This is a genomic window from uncultured Lacinutrix sp. (genome assembly GCF_947500325.1).
Taxonomy (GTDB): domain Bacteria; phylum Bacteroidota; class Bacteroidia; order Flavobacteriales; family Flavobacteriaceae; genus Lacinutrix.
This window is the reverse complement of sequence record NZ_CANMRQ010000006.1, coordinates 19315-37740: the sequence shown is the minus strand read 5'-3', so window position 1 is coordinate 37740 and position 18426 is coordinate 19315. Positions and strand designations below refer to the sequence as shown.

The following is an 18426-nucleotide window of genomic DNA, read 5'->3' as shown; positions in this document are numbered from 1 at the left end:
TTTAATTAATTATGAAATTTTAATTTTATGAAAAACAAAGTATTAATTATCGTTATTATATTAGGGTATGTATTCATGCCTTCGAAGGTTCAATCTCAAAATATATTTCCAAATGCTGGAAATGTTGGTATTGGAACTACAACTCCAAACCAACCACTTCATATTGTTAATAATAACCCCTCAATTCTTCTTTCAGGAGAAACTCCAAATATTACATTAACAACTGCACCTTATACATTAACATATAATCCAGCTTTTATTGGAATTACAAATAAAAAAGGTAGATTTCTTTCAACAGCTTTCCCTGGAGATTTAATAGTAAAGGGACAAACAAATGGAGATATTCTTTTTGGAACTAATTTTATTAATGGTGCAGCTCCTATAGAACGTATGCGCATAACAAACAATGGTTTTGTTGGTATTGGAGTTACTAATCCAGAATCAAAATTACATGTAGATGGTATAATTACAACACCTAGTTTTAAAACAAATGATAAAGGTGTAGTTAAGTTAAGACATTTTAGTGCAGGAGAAGTTCAATATAATAGAGCTTTGTTTCCAATTTATAATGCATCCTTAAACAGGTCAAAACTAGTCATTAATCATAATGGCGATTTCGAAGATGGTGTAACAATTGCTGGATCTAAATTATTAGTAGATGGAAGCATAGGATTAGGTACTATAAATCCAGAATCAAAAATTCATGTTGCCAATGGAACACCAGCAGGTCTTTCAGGAGGAGGATTTATCACAGCAGGACTTCTTAATAGTCATAATGTTGTTATAGATAATAATGAAATTCAAGCTAGAAATAATGGAAATCATGCTTCTTTACACATTCAGCCTAAAGGCGGAAATTTATACATACATCAATATACTGGAAATGTGGAAGATAGAGTTGTTTTTAATACAAATGGCCAATTAGGCATAGGGACAACAAATACAAGAGGTTACAAATTAGCTGTGAATGGTAACATATTGACAGAAGAATTAAAAATTAGAACTTATGCAAATTGGCCAGATTATGTTTTTGAAGATAGTTACAATTTAAAACCGCTAGCAAATTTAGAAATCGAAATTAATACGCTTGGACATTTACCTAACATGCCTTCTGCTAAAAAAGTTAAAGAAGAAGGTTTTAATGTAGGAGAAATGAATGCTAAATTATTAGAAAAAATTGAAGAACTTACATTGTATACAATAGACCAACAAAAAGAAATAGAGCAGCTAAAGAGCTTGGTTAATAAACTGTTAGATAAATAATTAACCCTTATAATTTAGATATGATACAGAAAATATATATATCGCTGGGATTTTTATTCTTTACAGTTATTCAAATTCAAGCACAAGCTTGTCAAGAAAATATAAATGTTTCAAATGGAACAGTAACTGGTAATCAAGTTGTACAAGCGACTAATAGTATTACTGCAACAGGAGTAAATTTTATAGGTAATACCGCAACAGTTGAATATCGAGCTGGTTTTGAAATTACATTACTACCAGATTTTGATGCTATTAATGGTGCAAATTTTGACGCCTTAATAGGAATATGTGATGGACCTTTTTATAATGATCCATATATTGCTAAGCAATGGGGACATTTTAATACTATTAATACTCTTAATGATTTTAATGGAAACCCTATTTCAAATTTGGGACAAGGGACAGATGTATTTGGAGCTTGGGACATTACTAAAGGGGTTTCAAATATTACGGTAGCAATATTAGATAGTGGTTTAAATATAAACCATTTAGATATAGATAATACAAGAATCGTAAATGGCTATAATTTTGTGGATGGAACTTCAAATTACGAAGATTTATTGGGGCATGGTACACTAGTGACTGGTATTTTAGGAGCTACACCAAACAATGGAGAAGGCGTAGCTGGCGTTGATTGGAATTGTAATATTATGCCTCTTAAAGTTATTTCGGGAGGTGGCGCTCCAAATGATCTTGTAGATAGCGCTATTCGTCATGCTATACTTTATGGAGCTAATATTGTAACCATGAGTTTTGGTAATCATACTGCAACAGGAAATACTATATACGATATTGAAAAAGAACGAACATTTGGAGATGCAATAGATGCTGGGCTTTTGCTTTTTGCAGCAGCAGGGAATGATAATGGTAATAGTATGGATTACCCTGCAAAGTATCCTTCTATTGCAGGTGTTGGAGCTTTAAGCCCATGTGATGAAAGAAAAAGCAGTACTTCTGATAGCGATGGTGGATCTTGTGATCAAGATAGTAGGGAAGACCATCCAACAACTAATTGGGGAAGTAATTATGGTATAGGTTTAGATTTTTTAGCACCTGGGACTTTATTACCTAGTACAGATGTAATGGGTATTACAGAAGGTTACTCTCAATATGATATTTATGAATCTGTAGAGAATGGTAACTATATTCTAGATACTTATGGAACTTCAATGTCTTCTCCTTTTGCTGCTGGTATTGCTGCTCTAGTATGGAGCATGAATAGTAATCTAAAGAATTATCAAGTATTGCATATTATGCAAGAAACAGCAAGAGATATAGCACCTAATAATCCTAATGAATGGGATGAAGAAACAGGGTATGGTGCTTTAAATGCAAAAGCAGCTGTAGAAATGGCGGAAACATTTAACCCTAATTCTGATTTTTTATTGCCTAACCTTACGTTAGAGTTTACAAGTAACCCAAATGAGATAATACCTGGTGAAGATTTGATAATTAAGTTTAAAGTAAAAAATACTGGAGATAAGATTGCTGAGGCTTCTGTATTAAAGTATGCGTTTGGTACTAATATAAATACTATAAATGTTCCTGCTTTGAATTCGCAGCAAACTTCTAATGAATACACAATTACTATACCTATTCTAATTGAAGAATGTTATTTGTTAGGAGATACGGACATGGTAACTTTTGAAGTTGATACAACTGAAGAAGTTACAGAGTTTAATGAGTTTAATAGATTTAAACATACTTTTCAAATTATTAGTAAACCAGATCTTACAATAGAAAGTCCAATGGTATCAAATGTACAAGGAAATGAATATTTAGTTTCCTATCAGACTAAAAATAGTGGATTTACAAAAGCTCAAGCTCCTAATCAAACGTTACTATCTTTTAATAAATATTATGCATCAGTAGATAATCAATTTGATGGAGAAAGCACAGATCCTCTTATCGTTGATTCTTCTAGATTTGGCTTGACGCTATGCCCAGGTAGTTCAATACCATTGTCTACTATTTCGTTAACGATACCTTCGGGGTTTAATTATGTTTTGTTACAAATAGATGCACAGAATATAATAAATGAAAGTAATGAAAGTAACAATTTAGTTGCTTTGGAGCTTAATCAATTTAATAGCTCTAAAAAAGAAAATGTTAAGCAAATCAACTTAATAGATTTACCTATAGCAATAGAAGTCATACCAAATCCAATTAAAGATTCTGGAATTATAAAATACAATTTAGAAAAAGAAAGTACTGTTTCTATTTCTATATCAGATTTAGCCGGTTTTAATTCTAACATAATTTTAGCAGAAACAAAACAAGTTAAAGGTAATTATGAAATACCTATTTATAAATCAAATTTGCGTACAGGAATTTATATAATTGAAATTATTGTTAATGAAAAGAAATTTTATAAAAAGATAATTATTAGATAATTTAAAAAACTAAGATGTTTTAAATGGTAAAGCACTGTTTTACAGTGCTTTATTTTGTTTTTCTAAATACATTATGCTATTAAAACAATTACATTGGAAGTATTATAAATACGTGATTTCTTTATATTTTATTTTGATGTATAACAAACAATTCTACTATAAACCAAAATATTCCATTTTGATATTACTTCGCTTATATGGTGAGTTTTTTTCTAATTCTAATTCAATAAAACCATATTTTCTATAAATATAAATAGCATTTTCTAATACAGTATTAGAGTAGAGTAGGAGTCTATTAAATTTATGTTCTTTAGCATAATCTATACAATATTGCATTAATTGTTGCCCAATTTTATGCCCACGATGTTTCGGAGATACAGCCATTTTTGTAAGCTCGAAAGCATCTTCTTTTGGCAGTGGCATTAGAGCTACTGTACCAACAACTTTATTGTTTAGTATTGCAAAAAAGATATGACCACCTTTTTGTATTATATATTGGTCTGGCTTACTTAATACTTCCTCATCAAATGGTTCTACATAAAAATAAGTTTTTAACCATTCTATATTTAAATTATAAAAATGTGTTGCATATTTTGGTTTATAAGTAACAATATCTAAATCACTTTTAGTATTCATCTTAGCTTTTTGTATTATCATACTACTTAAACTTTGTTCTGTTAATTTATCTTCTAATGTATTTAAGTGTTCTATAAGTGAACTAGAAGTCGTTAATGTAAAATTCTTAATAACAAGATCAATGTCTTTCCAAATAGGGTTTAGTTTTACAAATAGAGTTTCTCCTTTTTTAGATAAATGAACAATTTTTTTTCTTTTATCTTTTTTATCACTGCTTATTATTACGAGCTCCTTTTTTATAAGTTTATTAATAGCTTGAGTAATTGCGGGTTGCGATAAGTTTAATGAGTTTTTAATATCTGTATTTGTAACCCCTTTATTATGAACTAAAATCTTAAATACGGGAAATAAATAGGGGTCAAAGTCAATATTAAAGTGATTATATACCAATTGTGTTTCCTTCATTAAGTATTCACTTAACCTTTTTAGTCTTGATCCTAAACCTAATTCACCAAATCCTCTTAATGCATCCATATTATATATGTAATTATATAAGTGCTTATGTAAATATATGAAAATTTTAATAAACACACTAATTAAGCAAAAGAGAAGTAAAAGAAAAAGAAAAAGCATTCTTAAATATATGTACTTTCATAGCGATTTAGGGTAATCAAAATGATATTAAATTTTAAGAATGCTTTTTTTAAATAATAAATGTTTCTTTCTATTGACTCTGTAAAGAGTTTATTTTATGTTTCATTTATAGTATGAATTTAAAATATATTTAGAACATCTTTTATATACTAAATTATAAAATTCAAAAACATCGATTAAAAGTAAATAAACCTGATTAAAGTCTTATTTTGTAAGAAATATACTTTTAAACGTATAAATAAATCACTTAATCCGGTGTTTTGAATGTTTTGTAATACCAACTAAGATTGTGATTTTATAAAATCTGTAATTAAAAAAGAAATCAATTTACCAACTTGGTTTACTTGTTTTTTCTTTGGAGCTGCTTCACATATATGTATATACTTTGCTTGTTTACTTGAACCAAAATAGTTAATAAATTGTCTTGTTTTTTCTACTGAAAATCCGCTTGGAGTTTGTGCACTACTTGGTATATTTTGCATAGCGTCACAATCTATTTCTATGCCAAATGGTTTATTAGATATATGTTTTAAAGCCCTTTTCATCTCTGCCTTAAACTTTAATTGTTGCCTTACGGCTATAGCTTCATATGTATTATATTCTATTCGTTTTTCAGCTTTTAGAGTATTAAAAATAGAAGCTGATGTATAATTTTCATGTATACCAAATATAAAATAACGATCTAAGAAACCTTCAGAAAAGGCATAAGAAAAACCATTACCACTATGTCTACCTTCTAAGGCTCTAAAGTCTGTATGAGCATCAAAGTTTATACAGTTAATAGACTTTTTTAATGCTAATGACGTCCCTTTTATATTACCATAGGCATTGTTATGACCACCACCAATTATTATAGGAATTTTACCTGCATTTACAATTTTGAAAATCAAGTTACTAACGTCTTTGTCAATTTCTGTTACTAACTTTTTTACTTTATTTATGTGTTTTGAATTATTTTGCTTTAATTTGGAAGTAATATTTACGGCTTTAGAAAAATCTAGATGACCTAAAATGAGTATGTCTTTAGGATTTATAAATTGGTTACTTTGGGTATTTAACAAAATTTTAATTGTGCTATCCCATGTTGTTGAAGTTCCTGATTTTCCGTGGTTTGCGAATACACCTACGTCTTCGGGTAAACCAATTAGAACATACTTAACGTCTAAACTTTTTATGTCGTCGTATATGTTAGCAGACGAGGTTAATAATTGAACATGTTCGCCAAATTTAGATTCACCTTGACGTTTATTAAGTAGAGTATCTACTTCATTTGGTTTTAATAAAACAAGTGTATTCATTAAACTGAAAGTGTGTTATAAAAAATAAAATTACGTTTAAAAAAGTAAATGACAATTATTAATTTTAAGAAATAACGTTTCACCCCTAAAAAAACAAATATATTATGTCAAACACAGTAAACACAGGATTAAAAGTCGCATTAGGTATAGCAATAGCTTTATTTATTGGAGTAGGAATATATTCTTCCTCACTTTATAAAGAAAAACAAGAAAATGAAAGAGTCCTAGTGCAAGAGAAAGCAAAGGTTTTAGATGAGCTTAACCAAATGGCTTCTCAATATGAAGTTGCAATGAGTGAAAATACTGTTGTAAATCAAAATTTAGTAGAAGCTAAAGATCGTATTCAAGGATTAATTGATTCTCTTCAAATTTCTGAAACTAATTTAAAAAGTCTATGGAAGTATAAAAAGAAGTATTTAGCACTTCAAAAAGAAATGGATGTTATTTTAACTGAAAATGATAAACTTAAAGTTGAAAACCAATATTTAGCAACAAGCTTAGATAGTACAAAATTACAATTAGAAGAACGTGCTATGTTTACAGATTCTCTTCTAGTGCAAAATACAGCTTTAGCAGATGTTGTTGAAAGTGCTGCTGTATTAACTGCAAATAGTATGAAAGCGAATGGTATAATAGAACGATCATCTGGAAAGCAAATACCTACTGAAAGAGCAGGAAGAAGTGATAAAATTAAAGTATGCTTTACTGTTGCTAGAAATAAACTAGTTGAAACTGGTGATAAAGAATTATTTGTTCAAGTTATAGACCCAAAAAACAATATTTTAGGTTTAAATGAACAAGTTGCTTTTGATGAAGAATCACTTAATTACAGTTTAATTAGTAAATTTTATTATGAAAATAATAGCCTAGACATTTGTGAGTATATTTCTAAAGCAGATAAAAATGATGATTTTATAAAAGGCGTATATAAAGTAAATGTTTTTAATGGGAAAGAATTGGTAACAAGCACACAATTTTCATTAAGATAAATTATTTATACTACACTACATAGTAGTATTATAATATAAAGAAGAACCTGAAACGATGTTTCAGGTTTTTTTATACAATTTCATTTTATATTTCATGTTAATAATTGAAACTTAATATTTTCATTTTTTAGAAAGAAATACGAAGTAAATAAGTGCGCTTTTTATATCTAATTTCTTCAATTATCTCAAATTGAGAGTGTTAGTTGTTAAAGATATTTTATTATCTTTAGCATATAACATTGATTAAATAATATTAGTAAAAATAACTAGATTTATTCTTCTAAATTAATACAAATCAATACCTGCTTTAATCTATAAATTTTACAGTTTAACCTACTGGATATTAGTTTTTTAATTAAAAAGATGTGATGAATATCTCCTATTTTTAATTATATAACTTATGTTGAAAAATAATATTTTACCCCTTAATCAACTATGTTATGTTAGATACAGTAAGCCCTAAATTTAAATCTGCATTTGGAATCGCTATTACTTTATTAATTGGAATTGTAACCTATTGCTCATTTTTGTATATAGAGAAGCAAGAAAATGAAAAAATACTTTTAGCACAAAAAGAAAGGGTAGTAGACAAATATGGCCAGATGATTTATTATTATCAAGAGGTAATGAAACGAAACACTGTCGTTAATAAAAAATTAGAAGATGCTACACATCGCATTACACTTTTAAAAGATTCACTTCAAGTTGCCGAATTAAATGTTAAAAGTTTATGGCAATATCAAAGAAAATATATCCAACTACAAAAAGAAATGGATCTTATTTTAACTGAAAATGAAGCGCTTAAAAACGAAAATCAACATTTAGCAATTAGTATAGATAGTACAAAAATAATATTAGAAGATGCTACTAAGCGAACCAATACACTTTTAGCGCAAAATGTAGCTTTAGCTAATGCTATAGAAAATGCCTCAGTGTTAAGTGCCAATAGTATGAAAGTAGATGGTATTATACAACGCTCATCTGGAAAACAAAAACCAACAGAAAGAGCAAGAAGAAGTGACAAGATTAGAGTTTGTTTTACTGTAGCTAAAAGTAATTTAGTAAAAACAGGGGAGAAAGAAGTGTTTGTACAAGTTATAGATCCAAAAAAGAATGTTTTAGGTTTAAACAAACGTGTTGTATTTGGTGAAGAATCTCTTCGTTATAGTTTAATAAGTACGTTTAATTACGAAAATGAAAGCCTAGATGTTTGTGAGTATATTTCTAAAGCAAATAAAAAATTCGAGAAAGGCCTGTATGCAGTGAATGTTTTTGAAGGGAAAGAATTAGTAACAAGTACTCATTTTGAATTAAGATAAAATAGTAATAATACTATAATAAATAAAAAGCCTGAAGTATAATTAACTTCAGGCTTTTTTATTAGATAATGCTTCGATACACTTTTCTCTAATATGCCATACGTCTTTAAATGAAAAATTAATATTTTCTTTAACAATCCATTGTTCTAAATATGCTTTATGTTTACTGGTTTTATAGTCACCAATTTGATCTGGAATAATATCTTCTTCTAACAAGATTGAATTTTCAAAAGAATCATTAGAAACGGTATTATTTGTTAGGTCAATAACAGTATTGTTTACTTTTAAATAAGTATGTGCTTCAGGAATGTAATCTAAATTATGCTTATCAAGTACAGAACCAACACCTTTAGTGTTAGAATTGTTCATTTTATAGATACCAAGAATTAACCTTAGCTCAGTAATATTATTTTCAATAGCAATTTGTTTTAAAAAAGCATGTTTGGTAGAACAAGTTCCTTTTTGTTCTTTTAATACTAAAGTATAATTAGCTCTATCAGTATTTCTTCCGTATGGTAATTGTTTTATATAATTAGAAGCTTCTAAGAAGTTTTTAATGCCAACACGTTTTAATGATTTAGAAAGCGGCTTATCGTTTAAATCAAAATTAAATACTTTGTCCATTAATAATAACTTTATCTATATTATTTTCACCAAATGCGTATGGCAAATAATTGTAACTTGGTATAGACTTGGTAATAATAATGTTTGCTTTTTTTCCTTTTGTTATACTACCGTAGTTCTTTTCAATTCCCATAGCATAAGCGCCATTTATTGTAGCTGCATTTATCGCTTCTTCTGGAGTGAGTTTCATTTTTATACAAGCAGTACTTAATACAAAATTCATATTTCCAGAAGGTGTAGATCCAGGATTGTAATCTGTAGCTAGAGCTAGCGGTAATCCAGCATTTATAATTGTTCTTCCTGGCGTATATGGAATGCTTAAAAAATAAGAACAAGAAGGTAAAGCTACTGGCATTGTATTACTTCCTTTTAAAGCGTCTATATCTTTATCATTAAGTTCTTCTAAATGATCGACACTTAAAGCATTATGCTTTACAGCCAAAGCTACGCCTCCAAAAGCATTAAATTGATTAACATGAATTTTTGGTGTTAAATGGTATTTTTTAGCCGCTATTAAAATTTGTTCTGTATCTTCAATACTGAAATAACCTTTTTCACAAAAAACATCAATATAGCTAGCTAAGTTTTCTTTAGAAACTAAAGGAAGCATGTCATTAATAATTAAATCTAAATAACCTTGTTTATTGTCTTTATATTTTTGGGGTAGTGCATGAGCGCCTAAAAATGTAGCTTTTACTTTTATTGGAAATTCTTTTTTTATACGTTTTATAACGCGAAGCATTTTTAACTCTGCTTCTGTAGTTAAGCCATAACCAGACTTTATCTCTATAGCACCAGTACCTAATTGCATAATTTTTTTAACGCGTGCAATAGATTGTGTATACAAATCGTCTTCAGATGTGTTTTGTAATGTTTGTGCACTGTTTAAAATACCGCCACCTCGATTAGCTATATCTTCATAAGATAAGCCATTAATTCTATCTACAAATTCTTGCTCTCTATTACCAGCATAAACAATATGGGTATGAGAATCACACCAAGTTGGTAAAACTAATTTCCCAGTAGCATCTATAACTTTATCTGCTTCAATACCTTTAGAGTCTTCCATTTTTCCATAATCTACAATGGTATCATCTTCAATTAAAAGATATGCATTTTTTATAGTTGGTAATATGTTCATGTCTTTACCAGAAACCTTTAAGACATTTGTTTCTCGAACTTGAAGAAGTTCTTTTATGTTAGTAATTAATAACGCCATGTTATATTGTTTGTGTAAAATCTGTATTGTGAATATGTATCGCTACAATTAAAATAATAAGTATACCTATTAAGCTAATAATCCAATTGTATTGCTTTAAAAAAAGTCTAGAAATTAAATAAGAAAATAATGCTATGATACCTATAATAGCAGGTGCCCATTTTATAATTACAGATTCCAAGCCAGCGCCCGTAAAATCTGCTGTAAAGGTAAATGCAATACCTATAATTTCTGCAATAAAAATTGCGATAATATTATACCTTGGATCGCTTAGATATTTTTTCATGCTCAAATATAGGATAAAATGCATAAACTGAATATTTAATTACGACATGCTTTCTGGCGTTAATAAAAAGTGTTACGTCGAAATGTTCTCTATCCAAACTATTTTATAACTACTTTGATACGGTAAATGTGTAATTGAAATATAAGGTGCGAATTATATTTCGAAATTAATATTATGAAACCATATTATAAAGAAGCTTTTGACTTTGTCAATAAGTTTCATCCTGTTCCTGATTCTGTGTTTGATAAACTCTATGAAATGGGAACTTATAGAGAAATTAAGTCCAATAAAAAGCTTTTAAGGCAAGGCGTTATCCCTCAAAAATTGTATTTCTTAGCAAAAGGAGTAGTAAGATCTTATATTATTTTAGATAGTGGAAAAGAGTTAACTAAAACACTAATTAATGAGTATATGTTTTTTTCCTCTTTTAGGGCATTACTAAAGCAACGCCCAACCAATACTATATTCGAAACGTTAACAGATTGTCATATTTTTGAAATAGATTTTAAAGATTTTTATTTGTTGTGCTATCAGGATATGAATGTAATGACTGTATATAATAGATATTTAGAATATTTAATTTTATTAAATGAATCTCGTTTTATAGAATTGTCAACAAAAGATGCTACTAAGCGTTATCTGGCTTTAAGAGAAAGAATTCACAACTTAGATAATATTATTCCACAATATCAAATAGCTGCTAGTTTGGGCATTACACCAGTACAATTGAGTAGAATTAGAGCAAAACTTTAAATGTTATTAACCTATGTTAATGCTTAAAAGAAATGATTGTTATAAACTTGTATTCAAAATATTGTATATCCCATATAATAACTAACTAATACTAATAAAAAAAAGCCGATAACATAATATGCTATCGGCTTTTTTATATATAAACGGGTCGTTTATTTTAAACTCCCAACCATATTTTCTGGTTTAACCCATTCATCATATTCTTCAGCAGTAACATAACCTAAATTAACAGCTTCTGTTTTTAAAGTTGTTCCGTTTTTATGAGCAGTATTAGCTATTTCAGCAGCTTTATAATAACCAATTTTAGTATTTAATGCCGTTACTAGCATTAAAGAATTATTTAATAATTCTTTAATAACATCATGATTTGGCTCTATACCAGAAGCACAATGTGCTTCAAAACTAACACAAGCATCACCAATAAGTTGTGCACTTTGTAAAATATTAGCAGCCATCATTGGTTTAAAAACATTAAGTTCATAATGACCTTGAGTGCCACCAATAGTTACAGCAACATCATTACCCATAACTTGAGCACATACCATAGTTAAAGCTTCACATTGTGTTGGGTTTACTTTTCCAGGCATAATAGAACTTCCAGGTTCATTAGCAGGGATAATTATTTCACCAATACCAGAACGTGGGCCTGAAGCCATCATTCTAATATCATTTGCAATTTTGTTTAAGGATACTGCTATTTGTTTTAAAGCTCCGTGAGTTTCAACAATTGCATCGTGAGCCGCTAAAGCTTCAAATTTGTTCTCTGCGGTAATAAAAGGTAAATCTGTAAACTGTGCTATATATTTAGCCACTAAAACATCATAACCATTAGGCGTATTTAAACCAGTGCCAACAGCAGTACCTCCAAGTGCTAACTCTGCTAAGTGTGGTAAGGTATTTTCTAAAGCTTTTAAACCATGATCTAATTGAGATACATAACCAGAAAACTCTTGACCCAAAGTTAGTGGTGTTGCATCCATTAAATGTGTTCTACCAATTTTTACTACGTCTTTAAATGCTTTAGATTTTGCATTTAAAGTATCACGTAATTGTTTTACACCAGGGATAGTATTCTCTACTACTTTTTTATAAGCAGCAATATGCATCCCAGTTGGAAATGTATCATTAGAGGATTGTGACTTATTTACATCATCATTTGGTTGAATTGTTTTATCACCTTCACCAACTACCTTTCCTGCTATTTGGTGTGCTCTATTAGCAATTACCTCATTAACATTCATATTACTCTGTGTACCAGAACCAGTTTGCCAAATAACTAAAGGAAACTGGTCATCATGTTTACCATCTAAAATTTCATCACAGACTTGTGCAATTAAATCACGCTTTTCATTATCTAAAACACCTAATTCTGCATTGGTATATGCGGCAGCTTTTTTTAAATAAGCAAAACCATAAACAACTTCTAATGGCATAGAAGCTGGTGTGCCTATTTTAAAATTATTTCTAGAGCGCTCAGTTTGTGCTCCCCAAAGTTTATTAGCAGGCACTTTTACATCGCCCATTGTGTCTTTTTCTATTCTATATTCCATTGTGTTTCTGGTTTGTTTTAGGTGTGCAAATTTATAAAAACTTAAGGTTTTATTTTAGTAAGTATGTTTATAAGTTTTAAGAGTTATAAACTAATAAATATTTAATTGTTGTTTTTTTAATTTAGTTTAATGCCTGATAAAAAATGTTTTTTATCATTAAAATTATAAGTTGGCAATTATATATCTGTATACATATATTTAAGATATATAGTTACCTTAGTAACCATACGCAAACCGTTAGCAACAAGCTACACAAGCAAAAACTAAGAGACTAATATTATGGATAATGGAATGATTCTTATTACAACATTTGTTCTTACCATTGGAATAGTTAGTGTTTTCTATTATCGAATAAATCTTAGAAAAAAAAGACACTCGGACACTATAAAATCTGATTGGATTAATTTTAAAAAAGCTATCGCGAATAAACACCTTAAAGGAATTAACAAATTCGGAACCAATCTCATTTGGAATGAACATCTGACTATGGAGATGTTAAAAGAGATGTCTACAGGAATAAATAATTTGGGAAAAGATTATACAGAATTAAAAGAATTGAAAATATTAATTTATAATAAATACTTGGACTGGAAAAAAGAATATCCTTATTAAATTTAATATGATCAAAAGCCTGTTACTAACAACCTGTATAATTAATTCAACGTCGGAAAATTCTAACTAATTTCCCGTAACTAACCATACACAAACCGTTGGCAGTAATTAGAATGAACAAGACTGATAAATCAAAACATAATATTTCAATAGCTTCTATTAAAAGAAGTACTATGAAACCATATGATGATTTTAAATGGACAAAATTTTATGAATTGAATTCGGACTTTCCTTATTCTGGACTAAATCTTGACTTGACTGAAAACGAATTAATTATATGTTCAACAGTAATTGATTCTGAAAACTATAGTATTTTGACAACTCAAAAATTAATAACAAATGAGAATGGAACTGAAAGTTGTGGAAATTTGATTAATGCGAAAGACAAAGGATATGGAGATTTTAAAGGATATAAAAATGATTCTTTAACACTTGGACTTGTTGAGCTAGAAAATGGAACTGAATTAAAATATATAATCGAAACAGGAAAGGCTTCAATGATTATGATTCACGGAGTAAGAACATTAATCAAAATGCAAAAAATGACCGAAAAAAATGTTGAAAACACTATTCGAAATTAGAATAGACAAAAGGAACAATAACTACTGCCAAAAAGTGTGTGATTTATAGCTATTACTTGCCTAATTTTGGAAATTCTCGCGGATTTTCTATTCGGTTTGTATTTGCTAAATTTGTTGCTGAAATACGCAACGAAATCATATACAAACAAGCTGCCTACAATTATGATAAACAGCACTTTCCATAACAAAGAGTTTGAGTTAAACGGAATTTCTATACCAGAATTTGAATTAAAAAGCGGAAAACTAATCCGACTTTATATTCCGAGTGTGAGAATTATTGGATTTGACTTAACAATTGAATTAATAAAACATTTTCAAAACAAGAACACGAATTTACCTTGGGCGAAAAATTACTCTCAAAATTCTATTTTGGAAAAATTATTTCCTCTTACGGTTGAGAGGTATTTGATTAAGAAAAAGAAAATTGATAAACAAAACGCAATAAGAATTGCAGATGAAATCGGAATTAAATTAAATCATAAGTTCGAAAAGGTAGGTTTCATAAATCGAAAAGCTTTAATTATAAAAGCTCTATTTGTAAAAAACAATTCTATACTTATCGATTATTATGGTGTTGACGCAATTGGAATAAAAAAATTAGAACGAATTGTAAACACGGAAATTGAAAAAGGCAAAACTGGAATCGCATTTGACCTGTTGGAATATGCTGAGGAAAAAGAACCATTTGAAAATATTGAACGAATAAAAATAACTGTACTCAACAATCTATAACCGCAATTACGGTGGATTCGACTACGTCTGGTCCACTCGCAATTGCTAAAGTCTATGCTAAACCGAAAACTAACGCATTTAACCCGTAACTGACGGTTACCAGACCATTATGCTTCATTAATAAAAGGATTAAGAGTAATTAATTTCTAAAAAAATAAAATATGGCAGCAATCAATACTTATTTAAGCTTTATGGGTAACACAGAAAAAGCATTTAATTTTTACAAATCAGTATTTGGTGTGGAATTCGTTGGAGGAATAAGACGTTATGGGGATATGCCAGATAATGATTTAATGTCTAAAGAGGACAAGCAAAAAATAATGCATGTTGGTTTACTTATAGGACCTGGAAACTTTCTTATGGGTACAGATACACTTGAATCCATGGGACAATCGCTAACATTTGGAAATAATTATTATATCTCTATTAGTCCAGACAGTAAAGAAGAAGCTATTAAATTATTTAATGGACTTTCGTCTGGAGGAACGGTAACATCGCCGCTAGAGGATACATTTTGGGGCGCATACTTTGGGACATTTACAGATAAATTCGGAGTGCAATGGATGGTAAACTATCTTAAACAATAAATAAAAAAACCAAGTATAACAACACCAATAATTAATAGCGGTGGAATTTCCTAAATGGAAATTCAAAAGGTGAAATTCAAGAAGTAGCACTTCTTTTATTCTACCTATGTAGAATGGATAGTTTGTAAAACTATTGAGCCAAGTATCATATAAATATTTTCAATTATAAATCTAAAAGAGATTGTTTGATATTAGCCATTATTATTGAAAAAGAATATTTACTAAATTAGTTGCTAAAATACAAAAGGACAACATATACAACCATTTTATTAGGAAAGTTGAGTTGAATTAATAAGAAGTATATTTTGTTATAATTTTAAATCAACTTGGGATGTTAATTCATAAAATAAGGTAACATATTACTACGTTAAGACACTATATAGTAAATACAATAAGTAATAAATAAAAAATATTAAGTAAAAATAATAATTTCATATTTCTTCAATCAAAACAACAAAAAACATCTTTATCATGAAAAAATCATTTTTAGTATTTATGCTACTAAGTTTTACTTGCTTATTATGCAATCAAGAAACAATAGCCCAGAACAAAAGTATTGATGATAATACAAATGCCTGGCAATCTCCTAAAGAAGATATTCTTAAAATTCTACATGCTCCACAATTACCAAGAACATCTATATCTCCATCAAAAACACATATGCTATTAACAGATCCTATTGTTTACCCAACTTTGTCGGAGTTAGCAGCACCTATGTTAAAACTAGCAGGAACACGTATCAATCCAAAAAATAATTATTATCATGGAAGGCATGGTGGTACTTCTCCTAGAATACTTACAGTAAAAGATGGTAAAACAGTTAAGCTTAATACCCCAGTAGAATCCGAAATTATCTCAACCTTTTGGGCCGCAGATGGTAAACGATTTGCTTTGGCTGTAGGATTTGAGGATCGAATAGAATTGTGGATGGGAGATATAAGTGGACATGTTGAAAAAGTTCCAAACATGGTGCTTAATCCACTTATGGATGCTGCAGTAAAATGGTTACCAAATCAAGAAAAACTGTTAGTTCGAAGAATTGCAGACCGAGGCGCTGTTCCAAAAAAACCATCAATACCCAATGGGCCTAAGATTAAGGAAGATGCAGGCGCCATAGCGAGATCAACTTACGAATCAAGAAACTTGTTGGAAACGGCATATGATGATGATTTATTTAGTTACTATACAAATTGTGAATTGGTCATTTATGATACTAAAACGAAACAATCTGAAGTGGTTGGACCAGCAGCTTCATATATTTGGGCAGGTGCTTCTCCTGATGGAAATTATCTTTTGGTAGAGCGATTAAAAAAACCATGGTCTCATGAAGTGGCTTGGTGGCGTTTTGCTAATGATGCAGAAGTATGGGACTTAAAAGGAAATGTATTAAAAACAATTGTCAATCATTCTGTTGCAAATGAAGTGCCTATACATGGTGTTATAACTGGGCCTAGGTCCATAAACTGGCAGCCAACTGCTCCGCATACTTTATTTTGGAGGGAAGCTTTGGATGGAGGTAATCCAGTTGCCAAAGTAGAGTTTAGAGACCGCCTAATGCGTTGGGAAGCTCCATTTAAAGGTAAACCAGAAGAAGTTTTTAAAGCACAACATAGAATTCAATCAACCATGTGGGGACAATCTGAAGGTATGTTGATGGTATATCAAAGAGAACGCATAAAAAGATGGCGTTATGTCTGGCTATTGGATGTTAATAAAGGCACATCTAAACAATGGTTTGATTTGGATGAAAACGATCGTTATAACGATCCAGGGTATCCAATTTTTACACAATTAAGTAATGGAAAATATGTATTTAAAGTAGAAGACGGTTCTATATATTTCCGTGGAAGCGGTGGAACTAAAGAAGGAGATCGCCCTTTTGTTGATAAACGTAATATTGTGAATGGAGATGTAGAACGAATATTTCGTTGCGAAAAAGATAAATATGAATATTTTGTAGATTTCGGTAAAGAGCCAAACAGCTTCATTATGAGTTCGGAATCATCTTCAGTCGTTCCTAATTTTTATTTGGCAAAATTCGGAAATTCAATTTCAGCCAAATCAGGTGAAGCAACCAGAGCTATTACAAAATCTCCTATTACAAAATTTAAAGATCCAAGTCCAGAGTTACGTCAGATAGAAAATAAAATTATCAGATATAAAAGAAACGATGGTGTGGAGTTAAGTTTTCAACTCCTTTTACCTCCGGGTTATAAGAAAGGAACTAAAGTACCAACTGTTGTATATGCTTATCCATTAGAGTATGGTGGCGCTAAGACTGCTGGCCAAGTAAGAGGCTCATCCAATCGATTTATGCGTATATATGGACCATCTCACAAATACTTTTTAATGCGAGGCTATGCAGTACTAGATAATACAGCTATGCCAATGATAGGTGATCCTGAAACAGTATATGATTCGTTTGTACCGCAGTTAGTAGCGGATGCAGAAGCAGCAGTTGCTAAAGCAATAGAGATAGGTGTCGCAGATCCAGACAGAATTGGTGTTATTGGCCATAGTCATGGAGGTTTGATGGTTGCCAATCTACTTGCGCATACAGATTTGTTCTGCGCTGGTATTGCTAGAAGTGGTTCTTACAATAAAACAAATCAGCCATTTGGATTTCAAGGTGAACGTCGTTCACTTTTTGAAGCTACCAAATCATATATTGATTGTTCCCCAACTTTTTTTGCAGATAAAGTCAATGAACCTATTTTAATTATTCATGGAGATGATGATTCTAATCCAGGGACTTTAACTTTTCAATCTGAAGTATTTTATGAAGCAGTAAGAGGTTCTGGTGGTACAGCAAGATTAGTATTGTTACCATTTGAAGATCACGGTTACAGAGCAAAAGAATCCATAGAGCATGTTTTATGGGAGCAAATAAATTGGTTTGATAAGTATGTTAAAAACCGTGAAGTCAATGTTAAAATTGAGAAGCATTAATTGTTGCATAGTTTTTTATATCAATTTAAAAGTTTGCTTAT

At 29.9% G+C, this 18426-nt stretch carries 16 protein-coding genes; 10 read left to right on the top strand and 6 right to left on the bottom strand.

The features are described 5' to 3' along the window. Window positions 1–27: 27 nt before the first annotated feature. Both Q0997_RS09330 and Q0997_RS09325 read left to right on the top strand, forming a co-directional pair. On the top strand, window positions 28–1263 hold the full coding sequence (locus tag Q0997_RS09330) for a hypothetical protein (protein ID WP_299887836.1): 1236 nt from the start codon (window positions 28–30) through the stop codon (window positions 1261–1263). A gap of 20 nt (window positions 1264–1283) precedes the next feature. Further along, window positions 1284–3656: a S8 family serine peptidase gene (locus Q0997_RS09325; RefSeq protein ID WP_299887834.1), complete on the top strand. Its 2373-nt coding sequence runs from the start codon at window positions 1284–1286 to the stop codon at window positions 3654–3656. 156 nt (window positions 3657–3812) lie between these two features. Here Q0997_RS09325 and Q0997_RS09320 read toward each other — a convergent pair whose 3' ends face one another. Beyond that, the gene (locus Q0997_RS09320) at window positions 3813–4766 is read right to left on the bottom strand and encodes a bifunctional helix-turn-helix transcriptional regulator/GNAT family N-acetyltransferase (protein ID WP_299887831.1); all 954 of its coding nucleotides are present in this window, start codon (window positions 4764–4766) and stop codon (window positions 3813–3815) included. A gap of 401 nt (window positions 4767–5167) precedes the next feature. Further along, on the bottom strand, window positions 5168–6184 hold the full coding sequence (locus Q0997_RS09315; protein ID WP_299887828.1) for a formimidoylglutamase: 1017 nt from the start codon (window positions 6182–6184) through the stop codon (window positions 5168–5170). 104 nt (window positions 6185–6288) lie between these two features. On the opposite strand from Q0997_RS09315, the gene Q0997_RS09310 reads away from it, so the two are divergent. Both Q0997_RS09310 and Q0997_RS09305 read left to right on the top strand, forming a co-directional pair. Beyond that, window positions 6289–7173, top strand: a complete 885-nt coding sequence (locus Q0997_RS09310) for a chromosome partitioning protein ParA (RefSeq protein ID WP_299887825.1) — start codon at window positions 6289–6291, stop codon at window positions 7171–7173. A 440-nt stretch (window positions 7174–7613) separates the two neighbouring features. Continuing rightward, window positions 7614–8492 carry a chromosome partitioning protein ParA gene (locus Q0997_RS09305; protein ID WP_299887822.1) on the top strand — a complete coding sequence of 293 codons (879 nt, stop codon included), beginning with the start codon at window positions 7614–7616 and terminating at the stop codon, window positions 8490–8492. 48 nt (window positions 8493–8540) lie between these two features. On the opposite strand, the gene Q0997_RS09300 is transcribed toward Q0997_RS09305, so the two are convergent. Genes Q0997_RS09300 through Q0997_RS09290 form a run of 3 tightly spaced genes read right to left on the bottom strand, consistent with a single transcriptional unit; the run spans window position 8541 to window position 10621 of the window. Continuing rightward, a complete protein-coding gene (locus Q0997_RS09300) occupies window positions 8541–9116 on the bottom strand; it encodes a hypothetical protein (protein ID WP_299887819.1) in 576 nt (191 codons plus the stop codon). After that, window positions 9100–10335, bottom strand: a complete 1236-nt coding sequence (hutI, locus tag Q0997_RS09295; protein ID WP_299887816.1) for an imidazolonepropionase — start codon at window positions 10333–10335, stop codon at window positions 9100–9102. The genes Q0997_RS09300 and hutI overlap by 17 nt, the downstream gene beginning before the upstream one ends. Window position 10336: 1 nt before the next feature. Beyond that, complete coding sequence (locus tag Q0997_RS09290) at window positions 10337–10621, bottom strand: hypothetical protein (RefSeq protein WP_299887814.1); 285 nt, start codon at window positions 10619–10621, stop codon at window positions 10337–10339. A gap of 174 nt (window positions 10622–10795) precedes the next feature. Between Q0997_RS09290 and Q0997_RS09285 the strand changes: the two genes are divergently transcribed. Then, entirely contained in the window at window positions 10796–11374 is a 579-nt protein-coding gene (locus Q0997_RS09285) for a Crp/Fnr family transcriptional regulator (protein ID WP_299887812.1), read from the top strand. A gap of 152 nt (window positions 11375–11526) precedes the next feature. On the opposite strand, the gene fumC is transcribed toward Q0997_RS09285, so the two are convergent. Continuing rightward, window positions 11527–12924, bottom strand: a complete 1398-nt coding sequence (gene fumC / locus Q0997_RS09280) for a class II fumarate hydratase (RefSeq protein WP_299887809.1) — start codon at window positions 12922–12924, stop codon at window positions 11527–11529. Window positions 12925–13203: 279 nt separating this feature from the next. Between fumC and Q0997_RS09275 the strand changes: the two genes are divergently transcribed. From Q0997_RS09275 to Q0997_RS09255, 5 genes are all read left to right on the top strand, one after another. Beyond that, a complete protein-coding gene (locus Q0997_RS09275; RefSeq protein ID WP_299887807.1) occupies window positions 13204–13536 on the top strand; it encodes a hypothetical protein in 333 nt (110 codons plus the stop codon). Window positions 13537–13634: 98 nt separating this feature from the next. After that, window positions 13635–14117, top strand: a complete 483-nt coding sequence (locus Q0997_RS09270) for a hypothetical protein (RefSeq protein ID WP_299887805.1) — start codon at window positions 13635–13637, stop codon at window positions 14115–14117. Between the two features lie 162 nt (window positions 14118–14279). Further along, window positions 14280–14849, top strand: coding sequence for a hypothetical protein (locus tag Q0997_RS09265; protein WP_299887802.1), 570 nt, complete (start codon window positions 14280–14282; stop codon window positions 14847–14849). A gap of 161 nt (window positions 14850–15010) precedes the next feature. After that, the gene (locus tag Q0997_RS09260) at window positions 15011–15436 is read left to right on the top strand and encodes a VOC family protein (RefSeq protein WP_299887799.1); all 426 of its coding nucleotides are present in this window, start codon (window positions 15011–15013) and stop codon (window positions 15434–15436) included. 471 nt (window positions 15437–15907) lie between these two features. After that, on the top strand, window positions 15908–18385 hold the full coding sequence (locus Q0997_RS09255; RefSeq protein WP_299887796.1) for a prolyl oligopeptidase family serine peptidase: 2478 nt from the start codon (window positions 15908–15910) through the stop codon (window positions 18383–18385). The last annotated feature ends 41 nt before the right edge of the window (window positions 18386–18426 follow it).